Origin of the sequence: Neobacillus rhizophilus, from assembly GCF_018343535.1 — a bacterium.
GTDB classification, from domain to species: Bacteria; Bacillota; Bacilli; order Bacillales; family Cytobacillaceae; genus Neobacillus; species Neobacillus rhizophilus.
Genome location: NZ_JAGYPF010000004.1, coordinates 527093 through 549091, shown reverse-complemented (window position 1 = coordinate 549091; position 21999 = coordinate 527093). Strand labels below are relative to the sequence as shown.

Annotated in this window: 19 protein-coding genes; 3 read left to right on the top strand and 16 right to left on the bottom strand. The window is 39.7% G+C overall.

Annotation, left to right across the window (positions count from 1 at the left end; genetic code table 11):
• Positions 1 to 123 precede the first annotated feature (123 nt).
• The 4 genes from KHA99_RS20930 to KHA99_RS20915 form a co-directional block, all read right to left on the bottom strand.
• Positions 124 to 981 carry a GHMP family kinase ATP-binding protein gene (locus tag KHA99_RS20930; protein WP_213119417.1) on the bottom strand — a complete coding sequence of 286 codons (858 nt, stop codon included), beginning with the start codon at positions 979 to 981 and terminating at the stop codon, positions 124 to 126.
• A 92-nt stretch (positions 982 to 1073) separates the two neighbouring features.
• Positions 1074 to 1343, bottom strand: coding sequence for a cobalamin biosynthesis protein (locus KHA99_RS20925; protein WP_213119416.1), 270 nt, complete (start codon positions 1341 to 1343; stop codon positions 1074 to 1076).
• Positions 1343 to 2041, bottom strand: coding sequence for an adenosylcobinamide amidohydrolase (locus KHA99_RS20920; RefSeq protein WP_213119415.1), 699 nt, complete (start codon positions 2039 to 2041; stop codon positions 1343 to 1345). Before KHA99_RS20920 ends, KHA99_RS20925 begins: the two co-directional genes overlap by 1 nt.
• Positions 1987 to 2418, bottom strand: a complete 432-nt coding sequence (locus KHA99_RS20915) for a hypothetical protein (RefSeq protein WP_213119414.1) — start codon at positions 2416 to 2418, stop codon at positions 1987 to 1989. Before KHA99_RS20915 ends, KHA99_RS20920 begins: the two co-directional genes overlap by 55 nt.
• 562 nt (positions 2419 to 2980) lie before the next feature.
• Between KHA99_RS20915 and KHA99_RS20910 the strand changes: the two genes are divergently transcribed.
• The 3 genes from KHA99_RS20910 to KHA99_RS20900 all read left to right on the top strand — a co-directional run bounded on the left by KHA99_RS20910 (position 2981) and on the right by KHA99_RS20900 (position 5600).
• Positions 2981 to 3469 (top strand): LysM peptidoglycan-binding domain-containing protein, encoded by a 489-nt coding sequence (locus KHA99_RS20910; RefSeq protein WP_213119413.1) that lies wholly within the window; start codon positions 2981 to 2983, stop codon positions 3467 to 3469.
• A gap of 545 nt (positions 3470 to 4014) precedes the next feature.
• The gene (locus KHA99_RS20905; RefSeq protein WP_213119412.1) at positions 4015 to 4497 is read left to right on the top strand and encodes a hypothetical protein; all 483 of its coding nucleotides are present in this window, start codon (positions 4015 to 4017) and stop codon (positions 4495 to 4497) included.
• Between the two features lie 230 nt (positions 4498 to 4727).
• A complete protein-coding gene (locus KHA99_RS20900; protein WP_213119411.1) occupies positions 4728 to 5600 on the top strand; it encodes a LysM peptidoglycan-binding domain-containing protein in 873 nt (290 codons plus the stop codon).
• 239 nt (positions 5601 to 5839) lie between these two features.
• On the opposite strand, the gene KHA99_RS20895 is transcribed toward KHA99_RS20900, so the two are convergent.
• The 12 genes from KHA99_RS20895 to KHA99_RS20840 form a co-directional block, all read right to left on the bottom strand.
• Positions 5840 to 7234, bottom strand: a complete 1395-nt coding sequence (locus tag KHA99_RS20895; protein ID WP_213119410.1) for a hypothetical protein — start codon at positions 7232 to 7234, stop codon at positions 5840 to 5842.
• Positions 7235 to 7461: 227 nt separating this feature from the next.
• A complete protein-coding gene (locus KHA99_RS20890; protein ID WP_213119409.1) occupies positions 7462 to 9273 on the bottom strand; it encodes an acyl-CoA dehydrogenase family protein in 1812 nt (603 codons plus the stop codon).
• Positions 9274 to 9383: 110 nt separating this feature from the next.
• Positions 9384 to 10154 carry a citryl-CoA lyase gene (locus KHA99_RS20885; protein WP_213119408.1) on the bottom strand — a complete coding sequence of 257 codons (771 nt, stop codon included), beginning with the start codon at positions 10152 to 10154 and terminating at the stop codon, positions 9384 to 9386.
• Between the two features lie 77 nt (positions 10155 to 10231).
• Positions 10232 to 12382: an acetate--CoA ligase family protein gene (locus KHA99_RS20880; protein WP_213119407.1), complete on the bottom strand. Its 2151-nt coding sequence runs from the start codon at positions 12380 to 12382 to the stop codon at positions 10232 to 10234.
• Between the two features lie 3 nt (positions 12383 to 12385).
• The gene (locus KHA99_RS20875; RefSeq protein WP_213119406.1) at positions 12386 to 14293 is read right to left on the bottom strand and encodes a TRAP transporter permease; all 1908 of its coding nucleotides are present in this window, start codon (positions 14291 to 14293) and stop codon (positions 12386 to 12388) included.
• A 118-nt stretch (positions 14294 to 14411) separates the two neighbouring features.
• Complete coding sequence (locus KHA99_RS20870; RefSeq protein ID WP_213119405.1) at positions 14412 to 15602, bottom strand: TAXI family TRAP transporter solute-binding subunit; 1191 nt, start codon at positions 15600 to 15602, stop codon at positions 14412 to 14414.
• Positions 15603 to 15984: 382 nt separating this feature from the next.
• Complete coding sequence (locus tag KHA99_RS20865; RefSeq protein ID WP_213119404.1) at positions 15985 to 16389, bottom strand: Zn-ribbon domain-containing OB-fold protein; 405 nt, start codon at positions 16387 to 16389, stop codon at positions 15985 to 15987.
• Between the two features lie 2 nt (positions 16390 to 16391).
• Entirely contained in the window at positions 16392 to 17561 is a 1170-nt protein-coding gene (locus KHA99_RS20860) for an acetyl-CoA acetyltransferase (protein WP_213119403.1), read from the bottom strand.
• Between the two features lie 69 nt (positions 17562 to 17630).
• Positions 17631 to 18803 carry an acyl-CoA dehydrogenase family protein gene (locus KHA99_RS20855; RefSeq protein WP_213119402.1) on the bottom strand — a complete coding sequence of 391 codons (1173 nt, stop codon included), beginning with the start codon at positions 18801 to 18803 and terminating at the stop codon, positions 17631 to 17633.
• Positions 18803 to 19969 (bottom strand): acyl-CoA dehydrogenase family protein, encoded by a 1167-nt coding sequence (locus KHA99_RS20850; RefSeq protein WP_213119401.1) that lies wholly within the window; start codon positions 19967 to 19969, stop codon positions 18803 to 18805. Before KHA99_RS20850 ends, KHA99_RS20855 begins: the two co-directional genes overlap by 1 nt.
• Positions 19970 to 20088: 119 nt before the next feature.
• Positions 20089 to 20829: a 3-oxoacyl-ACP reductase FabG gene (gene fabG, locus KHA99_RS20845; RefSeq protein ID WP_213119400.1), complete on the bottom strand. Its 741-nt coding sequence runs from the start codon at positions 20827 to 20829 to the stop codon at positions 20089 to 20091.
• Between the two features lie 262 nt (positions 20830 to 21091).
• The gene (locus KHA99_RS20840) at positions 21092 to 21898 is read right to left on the bottom strand and encodes an IclR family transcriptional regulator (RefSeq protein ID WP_213119399.1); all 807 of its coding nucleotides are present in this window, start codon (positions 21896 to 21898) and stop codon (positions 21092 to 21094) included.
• Positions 21899 to 21999: the final 101 nt, after the last annotated feature.

Genomic DNA, 21999 nt, shown 5'->3' with positions numbered 1-21999 from the left:
GAACAATATAAAAGGCGTTTTGAATCTTTACACTTAAACAGTGATAATAGTGGAAGAGTGTTAAATAAATTTATCAACAAAACGTAGACTGACCTTTATGTTCGAGAATTGAATTAGCAGACCCTAACGACGATTATTAAAAATTTTTATATTCGCATTCTTGAAAAGAATCGATATTTCCTTTGATATATGTGATAACACTTTATGAAGATCAGGGATATTCCTATCTAATAAAAGTCCCAAAACAGTTCCACTATGAGCAACAACCATTCCTCCCTGATAGGAATCAGCTAATTTTTCCAAATGATGAAAAGCAGGTTTTGGCAATATTTCTTGGTTTATCCGTGCACTTATCGTAGCTGCCTTGCAAATAGTAGCTAAATTTCTTTCCATAAAGCCCCTTCTAACCAGATGACAGGCTTCTAAAAGTTGCCTTTGATTCTCGCGGCTATAGGATTTCCGAACCTGATTAAATTCAATGGTATCAATGGTGCCTCCAAGGTCGATCCCAACAAGGATAAATGGCGGCAATTCCCCAAAGCTTTCGAGAAGTTGGCCATGAATATAATCATAGGCAACAACCTCTTCATACATCACTCCATCCGTGGGCTCAACGATTGCGGCAATCGCAGATATGATTTCATTCGTAATGGGAAGAGAATAACTATCAGAAATCGCCCTTAAAGCTGCGACAATATCAGCGGAACTGCTGGCCAGCCCTTTGCCAATAGGGATATTGGAGTGTATCCCTAGATGTCCGCCTCCCTTAATGCCAAATCGTTTCAGCAGCAATTCCCCTGCTCTTTTGGCCTTGAACTTTGAATCTGTTATGCTTATTTCAGATATGGATGGGTCTGGGATAAAGCGAGCTTCAGTTCTAAAAGATGGGATTGGCAGTGTGATTAAAAACGGACGTTCTCCAATCATCCCTTGTACAAGCTCGCCAAATGTTCCATGGCAGCTTCCTATACCTAATTTCATTCTTTTAAACTCCTAAACAAACAATTTGAAAACCTGTTGGAGGAATAAGAAAACTAGCATAAACAAACTGACGCAGATCATCGAGGTTATTTTCATGACCTGCACCGTTCGTAAAATATCGTCTGCTTCAATCTGCCGAATCGGGTCTCCCATTCTAGCCCGGTGATAATCAATGGGTGCAAGAGACCTGCAAGCTTCAAATAATTTTCCTTTACGATAACGGTACGGATCACTTTTTCCAATAGACGAATAGACTTCCCGATTAATATGACCGGGTGGGGCAGTAAACGGGGGTCACCAATGATTCGATCAATAAGATACGCAATAAAAATATAAATGGCATGAACAAGCGTAGACGTCATCAGCCTTCCCCATTCCTTACTGCCTCACACGTGGCCTTGTAAACAAGGCAGCCAATCGAATTTCCGATAGTGGTAGCGGTGCCGGCAAAAAGATGGACAGGAAGCTGCTCGGCCTGGCTCGCTGCCAGGACGACAGAATCCGTTGTCGTTCCCGTAGCAAACTCGCCTGAATCCACCTTTACTTGCAAATCCTGAAGCGCGGCCGCCTTGGCTTCCGTAGCGGTAATAATCCCATTGATCATCGCAGCCTCGGTCAGCCTGCCATCAATAAAAACAAACGTATTGATGGTACCGCATTGGTAAGCAGAAAACGTCTTGCGCTTTCTTCCGGCTCGTTCGCGATTCCCTAATCCTGCGGTCACACAGCAGACGATGCGAAATTCATCACCTTGTTCTTCGAGGATGGAAGCACAATGTATTTTCGCAGCGGTCTGTAAGCCTGCGGTCTGATTTAGTGGATATTCCCATTCAGCAATTTTTTGTTCCATTAATTGAATCGGATCACTTGAGGCATAATCGAGCGGCACCTGCCAATTGACAAAATGGCTGATCTTTTGGAACCCTCCACCATGGACAGCGCTGCTGAAGGTATCGAGCGGCCGTTCATTTTCCACTAACAGATGGTCCCCTTTTTTATACATCCTTAATTCAGGCCAAATTCTCGGTGTAAATTGGTTCTGATGGCGAAATGGCTGCACCTTCTTCTCCTCACTTTTATAGCATATTTCCTAACATGAACGTTCGGGTTAGACGGGTTAAACACACCTGCTGAATACCCACCGTTTTGCTTCGTTTCGTGTGGCAAGTAGTGTTCCACTTTATTTTCACCCCCGTAAGTGCTAGAATCATGTAATCCTTTTTTCCAATCATCATTTGTTACACACGCAACGTAATCTCCTTCAAGTAAGTTACGCCCATTGTAATAAGCTCGCGCTTTAACATTGGCTTCCACACTATATCCGCCAGTTCCCTCTTCGTTCCCAAATACGATGATATCTGCATCCAGGAAATTCCCGCAACCGACATAGGCTAGCAATCTTTCGTATTCCTCTTTCGAGAGTGTCCACTGCCCCATTTCGATTTCTCCTTTTTGGAGTTCTGTAAACTAAGATCCCTTTTCCCTTTAACGTATTGTTATGATTTCCTAACCTTTACTACTTCTGCGTTGTGTTTCCTCTTTCCTTCTTAAATGCATCAGGTGTTCAACTTAAACCGATGTGAATCCTCTGATCTCTACTTCCGAAATCTTTAGCTACTTGATGATCTAATAAATAAAAAAAATCGTTCCCACTATTTTTTATCTTCAATCCATAACCCGCAACAATACATTATTAAACCGAATTTCGAGTACGGTTACAATATCCCAAATATACGATGTAGCTTGTTTCACTGATTCCTTCCTTTAATGACGGTATTCTCCATCCCACCTTTTTTTTGTATGGAAGTAAACAGAATTTTTCCATTGGTAATAAGAGAATCATTATGGTCGAAAGAAGGGTACATTGGTATCATCCCTACACAGCATTCAAGGTCAAAAAGCTCCCATTTACCCATTTTTATTTTTCGAAAATAATTGGGCTTAATTATCAGAATCAAAATGATTTTTTCCTCGTCAAAATAAATGAGGTGAAAATAAAATGAAAAAATTCAAACGGTTCCTGCAGGCAGTCATTTGTACATTGTTGGTCGGTTCGGTATTTTATTTTGGTCAAGCGACTACATTCGCCAAGGACAATTATATTGTTATTAAGAAAGGAGATACATTATATAGCATTTCGAAAGAATACCATATTTCCGTTGAAGATTTAAAGGAATACAACCAACTAACCAGCAACAAGATTATTGCCGGCCAAAAGTTATTGATTCCGGATTCTGAACAAACCAAACCATTATATATTGTCGTCGCTGGTTCTTTTAGCAAGAAAACGAATGCAGATAAACGAGTTGCTTTTTTGAAAAAGAAAGGAATTGACGCGATCGTCGTTAAAAGTTCCATTAGTGGTAAAAACTTCTATCGAGTTCAAGCTGGAGCTTTTTCGAATAAATCCAATGCAGAGAAAATGAAAAAAAAGGTAAAGGATATCGGGATTAAAGATGCTTTTCTTATGAAAAAAACGACTCATTAGGAAGAGAAGCTGGGGACATTGTTAGAAGAACAATTGATGGATTGTATTAACCCATAAACCATCCTATTCCGGAGTTCATAGAAAACTCTTGATGATTAATAAAGCACCTTCCGGTTATTGTAGAAGGTGCCAATTTATTTTGTCATTTAGTTTAACAAGAAAGCATCTTGCTCCACATCTAAAAGCTATTCCTCCTAATGCCGGAACGGGATACTGATCTACAGGATTTGTTCTTCATTTGTAAGAGAAAATTCATCCTGCCACGGAAAGCCTCCTGATTCTCCAATTATGCGATTTTACGCACTAAATCAGAGGATAGAATAGTTTCCACTCGAACCGTTTTCCTCCCATATCCTTCTGGACCTGTCTCACTGAATTCGTACATCGCTTTTAATTTTTTTTAGCTGCGTCTTCACGAGTTACCTCCTCAACCAAAAAATTTGAATATACACAAACTAGAGCTAAAGTGGTCGATAGAAATCTTAAACATTAAGAATATTATGTAGTATAAGAGGAGAAGGTAAAATATAAAAGGAGAGAGAATAATGAGTGAACCAGTATTTGGAATGAAACCTTCCAGGAAATTTGCCAACGGAACCATACATGAGAATGGTTCGGGGAAATTTCAAATCCTTGATCGATTCTTAGAAAATAATGTCATTATGCTGAAATATCAATGGTTAGATTCAGGCGAAATTGAAGTAAACAAAGAAGTTAATATAAACGCCAGTATCTGGAAGTTCCAAAAAAGCCATGGGTTAATTGATTCTCCTACCTATACCCCACATATAGATGCTTTTACACCTGCGGAAAATCATGAATTACTTGAACAAATTCTTAATTTGGAACAGGATAGTATTTCAACACAACAAGGGTTAAAAGAACATTTAGATTTACTAGAACGAACTATTTTGGAACAATCGAAGGATATCAGTAAATTAATGGAACTTGTCACACAAAATCAACATACACTTTCTGAATTAGTAAAAGACAGAGATTTGCTGAATAAGTTAATTGATAAAATTTAAAGAGGACTAACCGGGAATAGTTAGTCCTCAGCCTACTTACACTAACTCCGCGCCTAACACTTCTAATTTTCATGAACCATTCATAATCCACGACTTCCTTCAGCTTTCCACTTTGTGGTAATGATCCATACACAAAAATGTACTCATTTTTTATTTTTCAAAAATAATTGGGCTTATTTATCAGAATCAAAAAGTTCTTTCCCTCGTCAGTATAAATGAGGTGAAAATAAATGAAAAAATTTAAACGATTCTTGCAGGCAGTCCTTTGTACATTGTTGGTCGGTTCGATGTTTTATTTTGGTCAGGCGACTACATTCGCTAAGGACAATTATATTGTTATAAAGAAAGGAGATACATTATATAGCATTTCGAAAAAATACCATATTTCCGTTGAAGATTTAAAGGAATACAACCAACTAGCCAGTAACAAGATTATTGCTGGCCAAAAGTTAATGATTCCAGATTTTGAACAAACCAAACCATTATATGTTGTCGTCGCTGGATCATTTAGCAAGAAATCGAATGCAGATAAGCGGGTTGCTTTTTTGAAAAAGAAAGGAATTGATGCAATCGTAGTTAAAAAAGTCATGAATGGTAAAAACTTATATCGTGTTCAAGCGGGTGTTTTTTCGAATAAATCCAATGCAGAGAAAATGAAAAAGAAGGTAAAGGATATCGGTATTAAAGATGCTTTTCTTTTATCTGAGAAGCCACTCCATATAAACGGAATCACACTAGGATCTTCTTACAATCAGCTCCTTAAAAAATTCGGTCAGCCAACCAAAACAGAGGATGATAAGAATACTAGATCGCTTTATTATCAAAACGAAGGAGCCGGGGTCCGTATTAACTTTAATGCAGCCAATGATTCCATTGAACAACTGCAGGTATATCCGGAATTTCTAACAACCACTTCCATCCCCACTGACAAAAACAAAATCCTCGATGCTTATGGAAACCCAAATGAAATAAAGACCGTTACCTGCTATGAGAGTGCTAGTTGTGAACAAATGATTTATACATTTAATAAAAGCCAATTGATTGTTCAGATTGATCGTGATGGTAAGACCGTACAATATTTGGATTTACGAAAAACCAAATAATAAAATTCAACTGAAGGACGTTCACTCTTCTCTTGGCATCTTTATGTTTCAACTTGAATCCGTTCATTACAGTCATATTTATTAAAGGATTCAGTAAAAATTACTGAGTCCTTTCTTACTTCCCGAATTGGTATGAATAGCTTCAATTGCTTTTCGAATGGTCTATAGTTGTAACAAGCCCAATCCGGCCACTGCTGGTATTAATAACTTCTAATATTCAACAATAGCCAATTCTACTTTTAATGAATCAAATAAACAAATGTTGATCCAATTATAAGCATGGTTAACAAAAATACTCCGTTCCACCGTAACCCCACGGAAAGGCTAGATTTCCCCAATAATCTACTTACAAGTAAATTAATAGGATTAATTGGACTTAATACGGAAGACAAAGACCAGGATAGCATCAACAATAATGCCAGTACCTCGGGCCGTGTTCCGAGCATGTTCGCGTCCATTTGGGTGACTAGGGCTGAAACGACGACTAATTGATGAACCCCAATAAAGGTAAGGACCAGGATCGTTCCGGCGACAAAGAGGATAAAAAGCAAAAAAGAAATGGAGGCTGTATGAGCTAGGAAAAGTTTAATACTGTCAGCCGCGGCTGTTCCAGTCAATGCTTTAGAAAAAAGGCCAGCGCTGATAAATAAAACAATCTCATTTTTCATATTAACAACAGATGTATTTTTAAAAATAATAAACTGTCCTGTAAAATCACTCCATTTCCCTTTTGTTACAGCCCAAAGAACAGGAAAGGTAATTGATACTAAGCTCACTAAAAACAACATTGACCACTTAGTTAAAAATTCAAGGAGAAATGTCATTCCAATAATCAGAGAAAATAGTCCGGCTAGATTAAGCATATTTTTTTGATGTTTTTTTCCTTGTTGTACATTAATATTTTGTTCATCACTAGATGTCACAAACCGTGCGATGACATCACTATCTTTTCTTCGTTTTAACCAAATCCAAAATAATAAATTTCCGGTGACTAACTGGATAATGGCAAGGGTAAAACCTAACGGTATGTAATGCAAAATAGGAACTTTTAGTTGGTAAAGTACTAGCGCAACCGATGCGTAATAGGGAGACCATAAGATTACAGATGAAAACCAAAACCCCACCAAATAAGATTTTGCAAGTATTTCAGGGGCTAGTTTAAAACTTCCAATCAATTCATGCAGGATTCGAATGGTACCAATATTCAATACCGGTCCTAGGCAAAACAATAAGATCGAAATGCTGACAAATAATTTTCTTAATTGATGAGCTAATTTCTCTACAAAAAATTGAATGGAATGATAATAACCGCCGAGTTTTATAGGAATTGTTAACAGAGGAACCAAAATAATAAGACTTAATAAAGGAAGGTAGGAGAGTATGCCTTTCACTGTCCCCTCAATCACTGCACCTTTATATATATTTATAAAAAATCCAAGCATAAACATACAAATACTAAAATAACGAGGAAGAGGCTCGGCTTGTTTAAGGTTGGATAAAAAAACAACGATGGTGAAGGCTGTGAGAAAATAATCAAAGATATTGGAATGGGTAAAATTGTGAAGAATATAGAGCAAACACATGGCAAGGATCAGTAAACTTTTCACATGTATATTTTCTTTTGCTCTAGGCATTAACCTGGTTTCCAACAATTTTTTCAACTCCGTCAAATAAAATTTCTTTTTCATCAGCGCGACTAAGGAAATGAATCACCGATAAAAGGGATAGCCCCCATTAGGAACACTTGGAAGTTTTGGCTGCTTTTTAAATGGGGACTATTATATTTTTTGAAAGAACCTATTTTTGGGTGCGGAGCATCAACTATCCTATCTCTTGCTTTTATTGCGGTTCCTCTACTCTTTTACTTAGTTGGCGCTTTAGATGATACTTTCACATTCTTCTCCATCACGGTCAATAATGGATCGATAATATTTTCAGGAATGCTCTCCCAATCGATAATCGCGTCAAGCCATTCATTTACGTTCTTATCAAAAATACCCGTATCATCCTCCAGGTGTAAGTATCGTTGAAAATAATGGATAAATAGATATAATTTTCGATAACCGCCGTTCGACGAAAGCTGAAATTCTGCTTCTTGGAGCAGCAGGCTTGCCGTAAAAAGATGGTACATACGGACCATAAACCGTTTCGCGGAAATTTCTTGTTCAAGTGATCTTCCCTGGACAATTTGCTCTACTTGTTCTTTGAATTTTTCCATTTTCCCTCGGCAAAGTTCGGCTGCACGTTGCACATGAGCATTTTTTAAACCTGACAGCCGCTTTTCTAAATCACTAATAAATGCCCTTCCTCCATCATCCTTGTGAATGGCTCTTAACACATCCAAAGCCACGATATTGGTTGTTCCTTCCCAAATGGAGCCGACATGTGCATCTCGAACGAGCTTTGGATTTACCCATTCTTCAATGTAGCCATTGCCCCCGCGAATTTCCATTGCCTCTGCAGTTACATATCGGGCCTGTTTGCAAACAGTCCCTTTAAGTAGAGGGGTTAAAATCCGAAGCAGTTTTTTCGATTCTTCATGATTACCCTCAGCCTGATCAAACACATGGGCTGTGTAAAAAATGGCCGATGAGGCTGCTTCCGTGATAAGGAGCAGTTCAAACAGGCTCTCTCTCATTAAAGGCAAATCTATTAGGGCCTGACCAAATGCCTTTCTTCCTCTTACTGTCACCAGCGCCTCTGTAAAACTTCGTCTCATCATGGCTGCAGAACGTACGGCATTGGAAAGCCGGGAGGAATTGACCATCGACATCATTTGTTTAAAGCCACTGTCTATATTTCCGATGACATAACCAACCGCTCCTTCGAAAGTAACTTCTCCGGAGGCCATATCCCTTGTTCCTAGCTTATCTTTTAACCGGTTGATTCGATATCGATTTCGCTCACCGTTTTCCAGTTTTTTAGGTACTAAAAACATGGCCAGACCTTTTGTACCCGCACTCGCTCCTTCTGGACGTGCCAACACCAGCGCAACATCAGCAGATACGTTAGAACAAAACCATTTATCACCCCAAAGCTCCCAATGGTCACCTGCCTTTTTAGCTGTAACCAAGTTGGTTCCTACATCAGATCCGCCTTGCTTTTCTGTCATGAATTGTGCACCAGTCCAAAGTTCACTTGTATCGGTACTGACCATTCTAGGTATGTATTTGTTCTTTATTTCAGGACTTGCATATTGTTCAATGACTCGGGCCGCTGAATCGGTCATACTCATTGGGCAGCAAAGTCCAAACTCGGATTGCGCAAATAGATACCAAAATGCATATTTTAACACTCTAGAAAAAGGAGTCGGCCACCCCATCACACCTGGTCGATGGGACATGACTACTAGCCCAAATTCACCATAACCGATTTCCTCCAGTCGATGATAGGACGGGTGATATCTTATTATATCAACCCTTTCCCCCTGTCGATTGTAAGAGATTAATTCCGGGGGATTTTGGTCTGCTTCACGAGATAATTCATCTAACTCAGTACCTGCCACTTCCCCCATTTTTGATAATAGCGGAAGTACTTTTTCATATTCATCCTCCGAAACATAGAAACGCATCAATAAATTTAAGTTTAGATCATCAAGGAAAAAATTAAGTCCCTCCGCCTCTGGCATTCCACCCAGTTTAGGTTCCAGGCTTTGTAAATGATTCCTCTTCAAGAATAAAAACCTCTTTCCCATAAATGATTATTTTAAGATAAAATTTGTTTCTCTTTTTCTAAAAAATTAGTTCATTCCTGATTGCCCGGAATGAACTATAAATACTTAAATTATCCTCGATAGTCCGTATGTTCCTCGATATAGTCGAACAATTGCTGACCGAAACTCTCTTTTCTTCCCACCTCAACTTCCTCTACGATATGAGCGACTAAACCGACAGCCCTCGCAGCAACCGCAAACGATTTGACAACCCGATAATCAATTCCCATGTCGGCCATGATAGCACCAATGGCTCCAACAGCATTGAGGGTAATCGTCTTTCCTTTTTTCTCGCAAATTTGTCTATGAATCTCTTTAAGAAGCTGTGAGTTCTTTCCATTGAAGCCCAGCTCCTCAGCGATCGCAAATAACCGGGTTGTTCGTGGATCTTCGGGTTTATGAACGGGATGACCAAATCCGGGAAGCTGCTTTCCGCTTTCCTGCCTCTCATTAATGACAAGAGAGGCGATTTCTTGTAGAACTCTTTCCTCTCCATATTTTTGAAAGGCATCCTGAAGCATTTCTGCAACATATTCCATTGCCCCAAGATAAACAGTTCCCGCACCAAGTAAGCCTGCCGCAACGGCTGATTGAACAGATTCAGGTGCTCCTAAATAAGTTAGCCTTGTTGAAATAGAGCTTGGAGTATACCCATGCTCGCAGATGGCTACTAATAGTGCGTTAAGCATCTTGGATTCATTTTCTGTCGGTTTCCGATGCATCGCTCCGAGAAATGCCATATCAGCCAGAGTAATTTTTCCGATTAAATCTTCTGTTAGGTCATAACCGTGAACAAAAATTTGATCACGGGTCGATTTACCAATTTTCGTCTGAAATTCCATTGTTAAACGTACCTCCAAAATTTTTTATATTCTTGAAAAACTTAGCATGTTTTTAACTCCTGTCCTATTCTATTGGATTAAATAGTTCCTGCTGAAACAGTAGATTCCACACCGTTTTTCCAGATAATAATTCCGTCTAGGGCAGCAATGCCTTTCCCATCTTCGAACACCCATAATGGATTTATGTCCATCTCACTAATTTTTTCCTTATGCTGTGCAGCAAACTGTGAAACCTGCACAATGGCCTCCGTCAGGGCAGAAACGTCTCTTTTCTTTTTACCTCTGGTTCCTTCTAACAAAGGATAACCCTTTAGTTCTTTTAACATATCAAAGGCTTCTTGTTTACTAACTGGTGCCCGGCGAATCGAAGCATCCTTTAGCACTTCGATGAAAATTCCGCCAAGACCGCAGACAATTAAAGGTCCAAATTGGGGATCTTGTTTTACCCCGATAAACATTTCGATTCCTTCATCTTGAAACATCTCCTCTGCTAGAATTCCTTCGATCTTTGCATCTGGAGCATATTGTTTAACAGATTGCAAGATTCCGTCAAAGGCATTCTCTAGTTGAAGAGAATTTTGAATGTTAATCTTCACACCGCCTGCGTCTGTTTTATGCAGAACATCACGGGAAATCACTTTACATACAACCGGGTATTGGAGATGTTCTTCTACTGCTTCTAAATGGCTGCGATCTTTAATGAGCGTGCCCTTTGGAACGCGGATGTCCAGCTTTGAAAGCTCTTCCTTGACACGTTCCTCTGTCCAAATCCCTGACATGTCTCCAGACTTTGCATTAGGCTGGTTTTCCGGCACTTGCAGCCCTGCATCTTCTTTCCTGCAGAATGCCGAAAAATCGACTAAATATTTTAAAGCCAACATTGTTTTATAAGAGGTAGAGAAAACGGGAATGCCAGCTTCTTGCAGAATGGCTCTTCCTTCACCGGTCAACTCACTGGTTCCTGTGATTGTGACAAGAATCGGTTTGTCTGTTAATTTATCAATCTCAGCTATTTTTTGACAGATCTTCTTCCCTAGCTCGCCGCCAAACGTAGTTTGAAAGACTATGGCATCAATGTCTTGGTCATTAATTAGAATCTCAAGTGTGTCCGTTAAAATATGCTGTTCCTTTAGTGCTTGAGCAGTAACATCAATTGGATTAAGCGCTGAACCGTATGGGGGGATAATGGCTTTAATTTCTCTTGCTGTTTCAGCAGACATACGAACCATTTCCAATCCTAGCACTTCGCTATAATCTGCCATGGCAATTCCTGCTGCACCCGAATTGGATATAGTGACAACACGGTTGCCAGCAGTCTTCTTGCCTCTCCTAAAAACCTTCATGGCATCAATCATGTCATCGACATCATTTACGGAAATGAATCCATATTGTTTGGCAATAGCTTGGAACGTTTCTTCTGATCCAGTTAAGGAAGCCGTATGGGATAAAGCGGCTTGCCTGCCAATTTCAGAACGGCCAGACTTTAATAAAATAACTGGTTTATTCAACCTTTTAGAGGTTTTGGAAATTCCAATCAGCATTTCCCCATCAGGTATGCCCTCAAGATAACCAGCCACGACTTGTGTATCTTTATCCTCGAGCATATATTCGATGCAATCAAGCGAATGAATATCCATTTGGTTTCCTGTATTGACGATATAAGAAAAACCTATATTCTCCTCTTGAGCTAATCCAAATAAGGAAAATCCGATCGCACCACTTTGGGAGGCAAAACCAACATTGCCCGGTTGGAATCCTTTTTCTGTTTCAAAAGAGGTGGCAAAACCCATAGGGATTGACTTTTTAACGTTTAATAAGCCTACGCAATTCGGACCCAGTATGTGAATCCCCGCTTCCTTAGCTTTTTTCAAAACTTGCTCTTGCAGCTTTCTTCCTTCCTCACCAACCTCAGCAAAACCAGAGCCGAATAGAACTAAATGGTGGATTTTTTTCGTTTTACATTCTTCCAGAATTTGCAGCATCCGTTTGGAGGCAACTGCAATTAAGGCTACATCAACCTCTCCGGGAATATCTAATAGGCTTGGATAACAAGGAATTTCCTCAATTTCATCATATTTTGGATTAACAGGATAAATTTTCCCCTTATAATTGTGATGAATTAAGTTTTTTATTGGTTTACCACTTATAGAGGTGAAGTCCTTCGATACTCCAACAATCGCGATCGATTGGGGATTCAAAAAGCGGTCAATCGCATTTATTTTTGACATATTTTAAACCTCCTGTCCTTTTTCCTTGTTGACATTTAGTGAAACTTTATTTTTAAAGAGATAGATTAATCCCAAGACAACGAGTCCGATAATCAGCAAATATAGATTCATGAAAAACATCAATAACCCTCCAGCAAATAACAATAACCGTTCTACAATTTTTAACGCTCCTGCTCCTAAAAGGTATCCTTCGAGGGATGAAGCAATCATAAATATCCCTATAATTGACAGAACTATGCTAAGAACTGTCTCTAAAGGCTCGCCGCGTCCAATTAAGATGGCCGGGTTGTAAATCATAAAGAAAGGCACTATGAACTTTACAGAGCCGAGCTGCACCGCCTGAAAACCTGTTTTCATCGGACTGGCACCAGCGATACTTGCAGTGGCAAACGCTGCTAATGCAACAGGCGGTGTGATATAAGAAACAGTTGCCCAGTAGACCACATATAAATGGGCGGCAATAGGATCCACACCAACGGCTATCAAGGCCGGTGCCATGATAACTGCTAAGAACACATATACGGCAGAAACTGTCATCCCCATCCCTAGAATAAAACTAGTAAGCGCTCCGCCAATTAAAATAAGGAAGGTGCTGTCTCCCGCTGCAGCAACCAGTTCTCTTGAAAGTGAAAATGATACTCCTGTAGCTGACAAAGCTCCGACGATAAAACCGACCCCTGCAATGATCACGACGATATCGGCTAATACTTTTCCAATTTCTAACAACATGTCAAAAAGTTGCTTCTTGCTCATACGTGTTTCTTTTTTGATCATAGCGATGATCAGTAAGGCGACACTTGCGTAGTAAGGTGCCTGGCCTTCAGAATTTAAAAATCCTAAAAAGGCGATCATAATGAGAATAGCAAAGATATAATACCAGCCATCTTTCAATGTCTTCCAAAAAGATGGTACCTCTGATTTTGGCAATCCTTTTAAATGATTCTTTGCGGCATATCCATCAATCTGAATAAATAACCCAAAGTAATAAAGGAAGGCAGGCACTGCCGCTGCAAGGGCGATATGATAGTAAGGTGTTGCCAAAAAAGATGCCATAATAAATGCAGCCGAACCCATAATCGGCGGGGTAATGGTTCCGCCTGTCGAGGCAGTTGCTTCAATCGCAGCTGCATAGTACGGTTTATAACCAGACTTTTTCATTGCCGGAATCGTCATAGCACCAATAGTTACTGCATTTGAAACAGCACTTCCGCTTAACATACCAAAAAAAGCACTTCCAACAACGGCTACCTTTGCTGAGCCACCTCGGGTTCTCCCGAATAGAGATAGGGCCAGGTTAAAGAAGAAATCTCCGCCGCCGGTTCGAGTGATCACTACGCCAAACACAAGAAAACCAAGAAGCAAGTTTCCGATCGTAGTATAAGCAATCCCAAAGACGCTATTGGAACTTAAAATATGGTTTCTAGCTAATGTTAAAAAGTCATAGGATTGCCCCTGTAATAGACTGATAGGTACATTGGAAGCAACGAGGGGATAAAGGGAAATCACCAAGCAAATAAGGGATAAGACTAGGCCTGCAGTTCGACGAAGTGCTTCAAGTAATAAGGCCCATAACACAATACTGAAATATGTAGGAATGGTTGGAGCGTTCCAATCCCAGCCTTCTTCGATGATACGCTTTCCTTGTAAACCAAGGTAAACAGTAATTATGACCGAAACAGCAAAAAAGACAACATCATACCATTTGACGGATGTTTGAGTTTTCTTGGCAGGGAAAATTAAAAATGAAATCGGCATAAAACAGCCTAGCAAATAGATGAGGTAAGCATTCTGGATGGGGTTAATTCCAAACAAATGGATATAAAACAACATATTAATAGAAAGAAAAACACCAATAACAGTGGAAACTGCCACGACTACTTTCCAAAAAAAATTAAGCCTTTCTGTTTTCAAGCGAGATCCCCCAATCTTATTATTATCGAATTTTTGACAGTCTCTCCATTGCTGAGATCTTGATAAAAAAGAATGTCAGCCAGCTTTCATCGGCTGACTTTCTTTTTTATATAGAAACTTATTTTATAAGTTCCGCCTTTTTCTCTAACCAATAGGCTGGAAACTTATCATTAGAAATGCCTTCCTTTTTAGATTCATCGACTACCTTATTCCAGGCAGTTTTTAGTTTCTTATATCTTTCGGCCAATGCATCATTTTTCGCTTGTTTTTCATCACTCCACAAACCTTTTTCTTTTAAGAACTTAATCGTCCCCTCGTGGAATGGGATACCGCGTGGCTCTGTCAACACTTTATCTTTAGAATATAGGGCCAAGTTTGGTATCGCCTTTTGATAGTCATTAAAGTTTTCATCCATGGCTTTTAATAACTGATAAACAGTATCTGCATCCTGGCTGGCATAACCGCCGATAAGATATCCATGACCCATGACGTTTGTTGCGCCTTTCATACCAGCACCGTTATCCATTGTATATGGGAACAGCCATGATGCCGTCTTTTCTACACGTGCCCAGCCTTCCTTGTCATTAGGATCCATTTCAAGCCAGTGAATTCCGCCCTTACTGTCTGCTTCAAACATGGTGGAAGCGGTTGGATTAATTCCGGCTACGTCGATTTGCCCTTGTAGCAGCGCATCACCTTGTCCTGCATAGGAAGTAATATCAACCGGTTTTACATCATCCCATGTGAGACCGGCAAAGGCTAATATTGCTTCGTTTTTAATATTAACGGAGGAATTACCAGTAATTCTAGGAACCCTCTTTCCTTTTAAATCTGCAATCGATTTAATATCTGAATCTTTTCGAACCGCAAACCCAAATTGACTAATTGGTGCCCAAATGGCCCTTACATCTTGAGGACCCCAATCGGGTTTCGCAAATTCTTCCATTGCTTCAAAAGAAAATTGAATTTCATCACCCAATTTTCCAATAGAAGCTTGATTACTCTTTAATGGCAGCATTCGTCCTACCCCGCTGGCGGATGGAAGCATCCTAATTTGTGTTCCATATTTACTAGTCAATGTGTTTGCAATTGCTGACATTTCTGCGTATCCACCGGATCCAACATCGTATACGCTCCATGTCATTTGTTTGGGAAGTGAGACAGCACTAGAAGCTGTAGAAGAACCTTTGTTTGAAGCTGGTTTTTTCTCAGTTCCGCTGCTTTTCAGTGATCCATTACTGCTGCAGCCCACCAATAAAATGGAGAGTAAAAAGATAGCCATTAAGAATTTTAGCGGTTTTTTCAACATCCATAATCCCCCTTCATTTAAAGCCTTCCTACCTGAAAAAGATGTTACATCATTACTTTTTCAGGTAGGAAACCGTTTTCATATTTCTACCAAATTTATTTTATATATAAAATTTATTTTCGTCAATGAAATTTTATAAAATTCAGTATTTTTCGTTAACATATATCCATCTAATGAAAAAAGGAGATATTGATCGTTTTGATAGGAATTCCTCATAGTGTTTGCAAAGTTGAAACATTGTGAAAGGATCTTAACAGATGAGGTTTTTAAACTATTAGAATAGTTTTCGCTTTAAACCAAAACTATTTCCGTTATGGATTCCATGCCTTCTTGGTTTAAGGCTAGAGGAGCATCAATATTTGATGTTCCCCTAGTGTTCATGTTAGATAGCTCTTGGTTTAAATTTCGGTAATGTAAAATCTCCTTCTACTTGAAAGACCACTTCAACCGGCATATCACAGTCTACTTTATCTACATCTACATCAATGATATTACTAAGCATACGAACCCCTTCTTCTAATTCGATCAATGCGACAACGTACGGAACTTCATCTTTAAATGCCGGGCCCCCTGGGCGCCTTGCTATGGTAAAGGAATAAACCTTTCCAACTCCAGAGGATTGCACCCATTCGACTTTTTCAGAAAAACAATTTGGACATAAAACCCGTGGATAAAAAATGTAGCTGGAGCAGTCCTCACATTTTTGAATCAATAGTTTATGCTCTTTACACCCTTGCCAAAATACATCAGAGTCTCCATCAGGTATAGGCAGCGGTTTTTCTATCATTTTTAATCCCTCCCTAAAATAACCACGGATGTAGAGGAAAGCGTTCCGCCTGTTCCCGCCACAAGAGAAATTTTTGAATTTTTCACTTGCCTCTCTCCCGCCTCTTCTCTCAACTGTCGCACAGCTTCAATTAACAAGAAGATTCCGTACATTCCAGGGTGAGCATAGGAAAGCCCCCCGCCATTTGTGTTCAAAGGAAAATCCCCGCCTGGAGCTGTCCGCTGATTCGAAACAAAATCCCCTCCCTCTCCAGATTTACAAAAACCTAGAGACTCTAGTGTAAGTAAAACGGTAATCGTGAAAGAATCATAGATTTGAACAACATCAATTTCATCATGAGTGACTCCTGCCATCTCAAATGCTCTCTTTCCTGAGACAGCCGCTGAAGTTACTGTTAAATCCGGCATTGCTTGAATGGACCAATGGCTGTGAGACTCTCCTTGTCCTAGAACCCATACCGGTTTTTTTCGGCAGTCTTTGGCCCGTTCAGCTGAGACCAAAACAATCGCACCCGCTCCATCCGTAACTAAACAGCAATCTAGTAAATGTAATGGGTCACAGATCATTGGCGAAGTTAAAACATCTTCAATCGTTAAATGATCACGCATCGTAGCGTGTGGATTTAATTGCGCCCATTTTCTGGTAGCTACTGCAATTTCCGCCAATTGTTCAGGCCTTGTCCCATATTGGTGCATATGGCGATGGGCTGCCATAGCGTAAGCACCTGCAGGCGACGGCAATCCATATGGAGTTTCGTATTGGGCCGTTAAGACTGGCGGTCGTCCAGCCAATGTACGGGATTTTTCAGAACGCTGCGTACTTCCATAGAGGATTAAAGCTACTTCACATAATCCTGATTGAATGGCTGCAGCCGCATGGCCGACATGGGCTTCAAAGGCTGATCCGCCTATTTGAGTGGAATCGGTATACTTCGGTTGAATCCCTAAGTATTCAGATACCACAACAGATGGAAAGGAACCGATGCCAGGTAATCCCCAAAGTCCGGCAACAAAAATCCCATCGACATCATCCTTTGATAATCCGGCATCCTCTAATGCTCTTTTTGCAGCAATCGCCTGTATTTGTAAAACCGAATGACCGTGTTTTACTTTTCCTTTCTCAAGTTCAACATCTCCAACGCCGACAATAGCAGCGGCCCGTTTGATTGACATCTTTTCACCTACCCTTTATTTTTTTTGTTACGCACTGAAGTCGTTCTCATTCCTTTATTTAGTAAATGATTAAATTGTTATTCCTTGAGTTTTTTCAGAAGGTGAAAGCAAGTTTTGCATCACAAATTCAATCATAAGCGACGGATGGGTAATGTGGTAAAGCTGGTAAATGGAAGATTTATACCAATAATGAATGCTTTCTTCCCATGTAAAGCCCATTCCACCGTGAAGCTGGATTGCAGCTTCACAGACTTTTTTATACATTTCTGTACTAAAATAACGGCTTGCAATCACATTCAATAAGTATTCATCCTGATTTGTTTCTTGTCGAGCTGCAACATAAAAACTGTAGCTTCGCGCTTTTTCAATAGCGATATGCATATCTGAAATCATATGTTTTACAGCTTGGAAGGATCCCACTGGAACTCCAAATTGCTTCCGCTCGGTCACGTAATGAATGGTTCTTTTTAAGACTTCGTCTGCACCGCCTATGATTTCTCCATTAGTACAAAGTAAATACTGGATAACTTGCTCATTTAACAATTCTTGGTGGTCAGTGTCGAATCCTTGAATAAAATCCACTTTATTAATCCAAACATGATCAAGCTGGATCGTTCCTTGCGGTTTGGCCAGTTCCACTGATTCCTCGGCTGAAACCGTTACGCCCTCTAGTCTGGTATTTAATAATGCTAGAGAAACACCCCCGCTACTGTCACTTACCGGCAATAGACAATAATCTGCGTGCTGGATAAACGGGATATGTTTGATTTCACCTGTCAATTGAATTCGGCTGCTTTCCCGATTTGCTATTTTTATAGATGGCCAATTGAAGTCTATTCCGTTTTTGGACTTTGCCAGCCGAGGTAAGGCCGTGGTGATGAGGCTTTCTCCAGATAGCAATAGGTCTAATTGTTGTTGTTGAACAGACGATAAATTTAATTGACTTAGGAGCGGGACAATGAATCCAGCTGTTAACAAATAAGGGCCAGGAAACGGTCTTTCTCCAAACGTTTCTGACAGATACATCAAGTCAAGAGTTGTCATATCCTCAAAGACCTGCCATTTTCCTTGTGCCAGTATTCCCAGCCAGCCATTATCTGCCAGTTTCCCCCATGCATCCTTTGAAAAGCCGTGGTTCTTTTCGACTATTTCTTTAAAATGTTCTAGTGTCATTTCTTTTTTTAACAATGATTGCAGAGCCTTTTTTAACATTTGCTGCTGTTCAGAAAAGCGGTATTCCATTATGCTCTCCCCCCCTTTGAGCTAGGCAGTCCCAGAGATTTAGCGATAATATTTTTTTGAACTTGTGTCGTTCCGGCATAGATCGTTTCGGCTCGTGAGATAAGGAATTTCTGTAACCAAACTTCATGTTCTCCTTTAACTAACGATTCTTCTCCTAGAACTTCCACGCCTAAATTAAGTAAATCTTGATGACTTTCACTCCAAACTAGTTTGGCTATGGCGGGGATGGCACCGTTATCATCACCTTGAGCAATAAGGGCAATATTCCGTAAGGAGATACTTTTTAATATTTCACAGGATAAATAGGACTGTACTAATTTATTTTGCAGGACGGAGCTGATTGCTTGCGAGTTGCCAATGTCCATCTGTTTTTGAAAAAGCGAAACTAGCTGCTGGAATTCTTGCTGCATTTTTAATGCGCGCTGCGCAAAATGAATTCCACGTTCGTTGGCAAGCGAATAATTAGCCATTTCCCACCCGTTATTTATTTCTCCAACGACATCCTCGATTGGAACAACGGCATCATCTAGAAAAACTTCAGCTAGTTCTGATTCACCGGCAATATTTTTTATTGGCCGTACTGTGACTCCTGGCTGTTTCAAATCTAAGATCATCAGGCTAATGCCTTTGTATCTGGATTCTCCCGTTCGGACCAAGATATAGCATTTATTTGCATAGGGAGCATAAGATGTCCATACTTTTTGACCATTTAATACATAATGGTCTCCTTTACGTTCTGCTTTTGTTTGAAGACCAGCTAAATCCGAGCCGGCAATCGGTTCTGAGAAACCTTGACACCATATGTCGTCATGATAAAGCATCCGGGGTAGATAGTGCTTCTTTTGTTCTTCTGTTCCATAGCGAATTAATGTCATTCCAAAAATGCCAATTCCATTGGAATTTAACACTTCGGGTGCATTGATCCGTACTAATTCTTCAATATAAACTAACTGTTGTTCCAGGGTTAATCCGAGGCCGCCATACTCTTTTGGCCAAGCAGGTGCTACCCATCCTCCCTGACCCAACATTTTGCCCCACGTTCTCCGTCTTTCCACCAATTCCTCGCCAGTTACTTCATAATTCCACTCCTTCGGAAAGTTTGCCACTAACCAGGTACGAAAAGACTCGCGAAAATACTCCGCCTCTTGTGAGTACTCAAAATTCATTCAGCTTACCCGCCTTTCATTGCTCATATTTTGATGGCACACAGCTTCAAAGGTGCCCTACACCTTGAATACTCCCTCATTGTTCATTGCTAACCGAAAAAAATTCTATTATTCTGTTATTACATAAAACGGCCGCCAGTCACTTCTAAAACATTACCTGTCATGTAATCTGAATAATCGGAACAAAGGAATACCACAGCTTTGGCAATGTCCAATGGTTCGCCGATTCTATTCATTGGGATTTCAGCAATCTTTATTTGCCGAACTTTCTCTGGCACCGCACGTGTCATATCCGTGTCAATAAAGCCAGGTTGCACCGCATTCACATTTACCTGGAATTTAGCAAGTTCTTTTGCTGCAGCCTTCGTCATTCCGACAAGCCCAGCCTTTGCTCCGGCGTAATTCACTTGGCCCATATTTCCCACTTTTCCAGCAATCGATGAAATATTAACGATCTTACCTTTTTGCTCCTGTCTCATATGAATTGCCGCCGCCTGCATACACAAGAAGGTTCCTTTCATATGTACTGCTATTACTTGATCGAATTGTTCTTCCGTCATCTTGTGTAACATGGCATCCCTTGTAATTCCTGCATTGTTTACCAGAATATCTAAACCTCCAAATGTGTCAATCGCTGCTTGGATTAGTCCGTAAGCGCTTTCTTTTCGCGAAACATCTACCTGGTAAGCTAAGCCTTTTGTTCCCAGTTTTTCAATTTCCCTCGCAACTTGCAGGGCGGATTCTAAATTTAAATCTCCAACCACCACATTTGCCCCATGCTTTGCTAGAAATAACGAGATTTCTCTGCCAATTCCTTGTCCTGCCCCGGTTACCACCGCGATTTTTCCGTTTAATTCCATTTCAAGTCACTCCTATATTTTAAGATGATGAAAGAAAGGAAACATTTGTTAATCTAATCAGGATTTTATATTTAAAAAATTTTTTTGTCAATGAAATATTGTATTATTTAGAAAATTAGGCCATTGGTTATACTGAGGAAGGAAGACCTTTACGATTTGGTTCTTCCAGGGAGTTTAGTGAAAAAAATAAAAAAGGAACGTTCGATGGGGATACGTTCCATTAGATGATTATTTAGATTTATGAATTTTTTATAAAAAAGACTTATTTTTTACTTTCGTAACCGCTTATTTTGAAACTAACTTCCTGTCCAATTCTTTTAATGAGTTCGCCCATTTTTACAATTTCTTTATCGTTAAATTGGGCGGTCATACCAATAATTGAAATGGCCATATCCACTGATCCGTCAGTATTAAAAAGAGGTGCCGAGATCCCTACGATTCCATCAATGTACTCTCCAAAGGTTGTGGCATATCCATTCTCACGGATGGTTGGCAATTCTTTTATCAGTTCTTGAATCTCCTCTGAAGACATTGATCGCAGTCCTTCATTGCTATGTAAAAGTTCGACAGCATCTTCTTCTTCCAAATAAGCTAGTAAACATTTACCATAAGAACCATCAATGACTGAAAAGTGTCTTCCTACTGATACATTAATTCCAAACTCTTCGCCTTCAGACTTAGCAATAATGGTTGAACGGTTTTTACCAATTCTGCTGACAAGAAAAGCGGTTAGTCCCGTTTTTTCTGAAAGACTCTCCAAGTACGGAATAATGACAGAGATATCAAATTGATTTTCTTTTGCTCTTTCTCCTAAGACAACCAGATACGGGCCAAGACTATACCGCTTTGAACTTTTATCAAAACGAACAATCGATAGTTCCTCTAACTTTTGCAATATCCGAAAACAAGTAGTTGGGGTAAGGGAAAGCGCTTTAGAAATCTCAGTTAAATTACTTTTACTAAATTTTTTTCGGCTTAGTAAAGTTAATATTTTAAACGCACTATCAAGAGCTGGAACGTTGTATTTGGGCTTTTTCTTTTCTTCAATACCATTCATATTATCTTCCATTCAAATTCCCCTTTAATTTTATAATAATAGGCACTAAGTAAAGCTATTTTATTGACCATATCTTCGAGATCTTTAAATTACCAATTTTCAATAATTTTATA

What these genes read in the sequence shown, in the direction of transcription:
- KHA99_RS20840 (WP_213119399.1), bottom strand. Translation starts at nt 21,898, where the DNA reads ATGGAAGATAATATGAATGGTATTGAAGAAAAGAAAAAGCCCAAATAC.
- KHA99_RS20925 (WP_213119416.1), bottom strand. Translation starts at nt 1,343, where the DNA reads ATGACGTCTACGCTTGTTCATGCCATTTATATTTTTATTGCGTATCTT.
- KHA99_RS20850 (WP_213119401.1), bottom strand. Translation starts at nt 19,969, where the DNA reads ATGAATTTTGAGTACTCACAAGAGGCGGAGTATTTTCGCGAGTCTTTT.
- KHA99_RS20930 (WP_213119417.1), bottom strand. Translation starts at nt 981, where the DNA reads ATGAAATTAGGTATAGGAAGCTGCCATGGAACATTTGGCGAGCTTGTA.
- KHA99_RS20880 (WP_213119407.1), bottom strand. Translation starts at nt 12,382, where the DNA reads ATGTCAAAAATAAATGCGATTGACCGCTTTTTGAATCCCCAATCGATC.
- KHA99_RS20895 (WP_213119410.1), bottom strand. Translation starts at nt 7,234, where the DNA reads ATGCCTAGAGCAAAAGAAAATATACATGTGAAAAGTTTACTGATCCTT.
- KHA99_RS20855 (WP_213119402.1), bottom strand. Translation starts at nt 18,803, where the DNA reads ATGGAATACCGCTTTTCTGAACAGCAGCAAATGTTAAAAAAGGCTCTG.
- KHA99_RS20860 (WP_213119403.1), bottom strand. Translation starts at nt 17,561, where the DNA reads ATGTCAATCAAACGGGCCGCTGCTATTGTCGGCGTTGGAGATGTTGAA.
- KHA99_RS20900 (WP_213119411.1), top strand. Translation starts at nt 4,728, where the DNA reads ATGAAAAAATTTAAACGATTCTTGCAGGCAGTCCTTTGTACATTGTTG.
- KHA99_RS20885 (WP_213119408.1), bottom strand. Translation starts at nt 10,154, where the DNA reads ATGGAATTTCAGACGAAAATTGGTAAATCGACCCGTGATCAAATTTTT.
- KHA99_RS20905 (WP_213119412.1), top strand. Translation starts at nt 4,015, where the DNA reads ATGAGTGAACCAGTATTTGGAATGAAACCTTCCAGGAAATTTGCCAAC.
- fabG (WP_213119400.1), bottom strand. Translation starts at nt 20,829, where the DNA reads ATGGAATTAAACGGAAAAATCGCGGTGGTAACCGGGGCAGGACAAGGA.
- KHA99_RS20910 (WP_213119413.1), top strand. Translation starts at nt 2,981, where the DNA reads ATGAAAAAATTCAAACGGTTCCTGCAGGCAGTCATTTGTACATTGTTG.
- KHA99_RS20870 (WP_213119405.1), bottom strand. Translation starts at nt 15,602, where the DNA reads ATGTTGAAAAAACCGCTAAAATTCTTAATGGCTATCTTTTTACTCTCC.
- KHA99_RS20915 (WP_213119414.1), bottom strand. Translation starts at nt 2,418, where the DNA reads ATGGGGCAGTGGACACTCTCGAAAGAGGAATACGAAAGATTGCTAGCC.
- KHA99_RS20865 (WP_213119404.1), bottom strand. Translation starts at nt 16,389, where the DNA reads ATGATAGAAAAACCGCTGCCTATACCTGATGGAGACTCTGATGTATTT.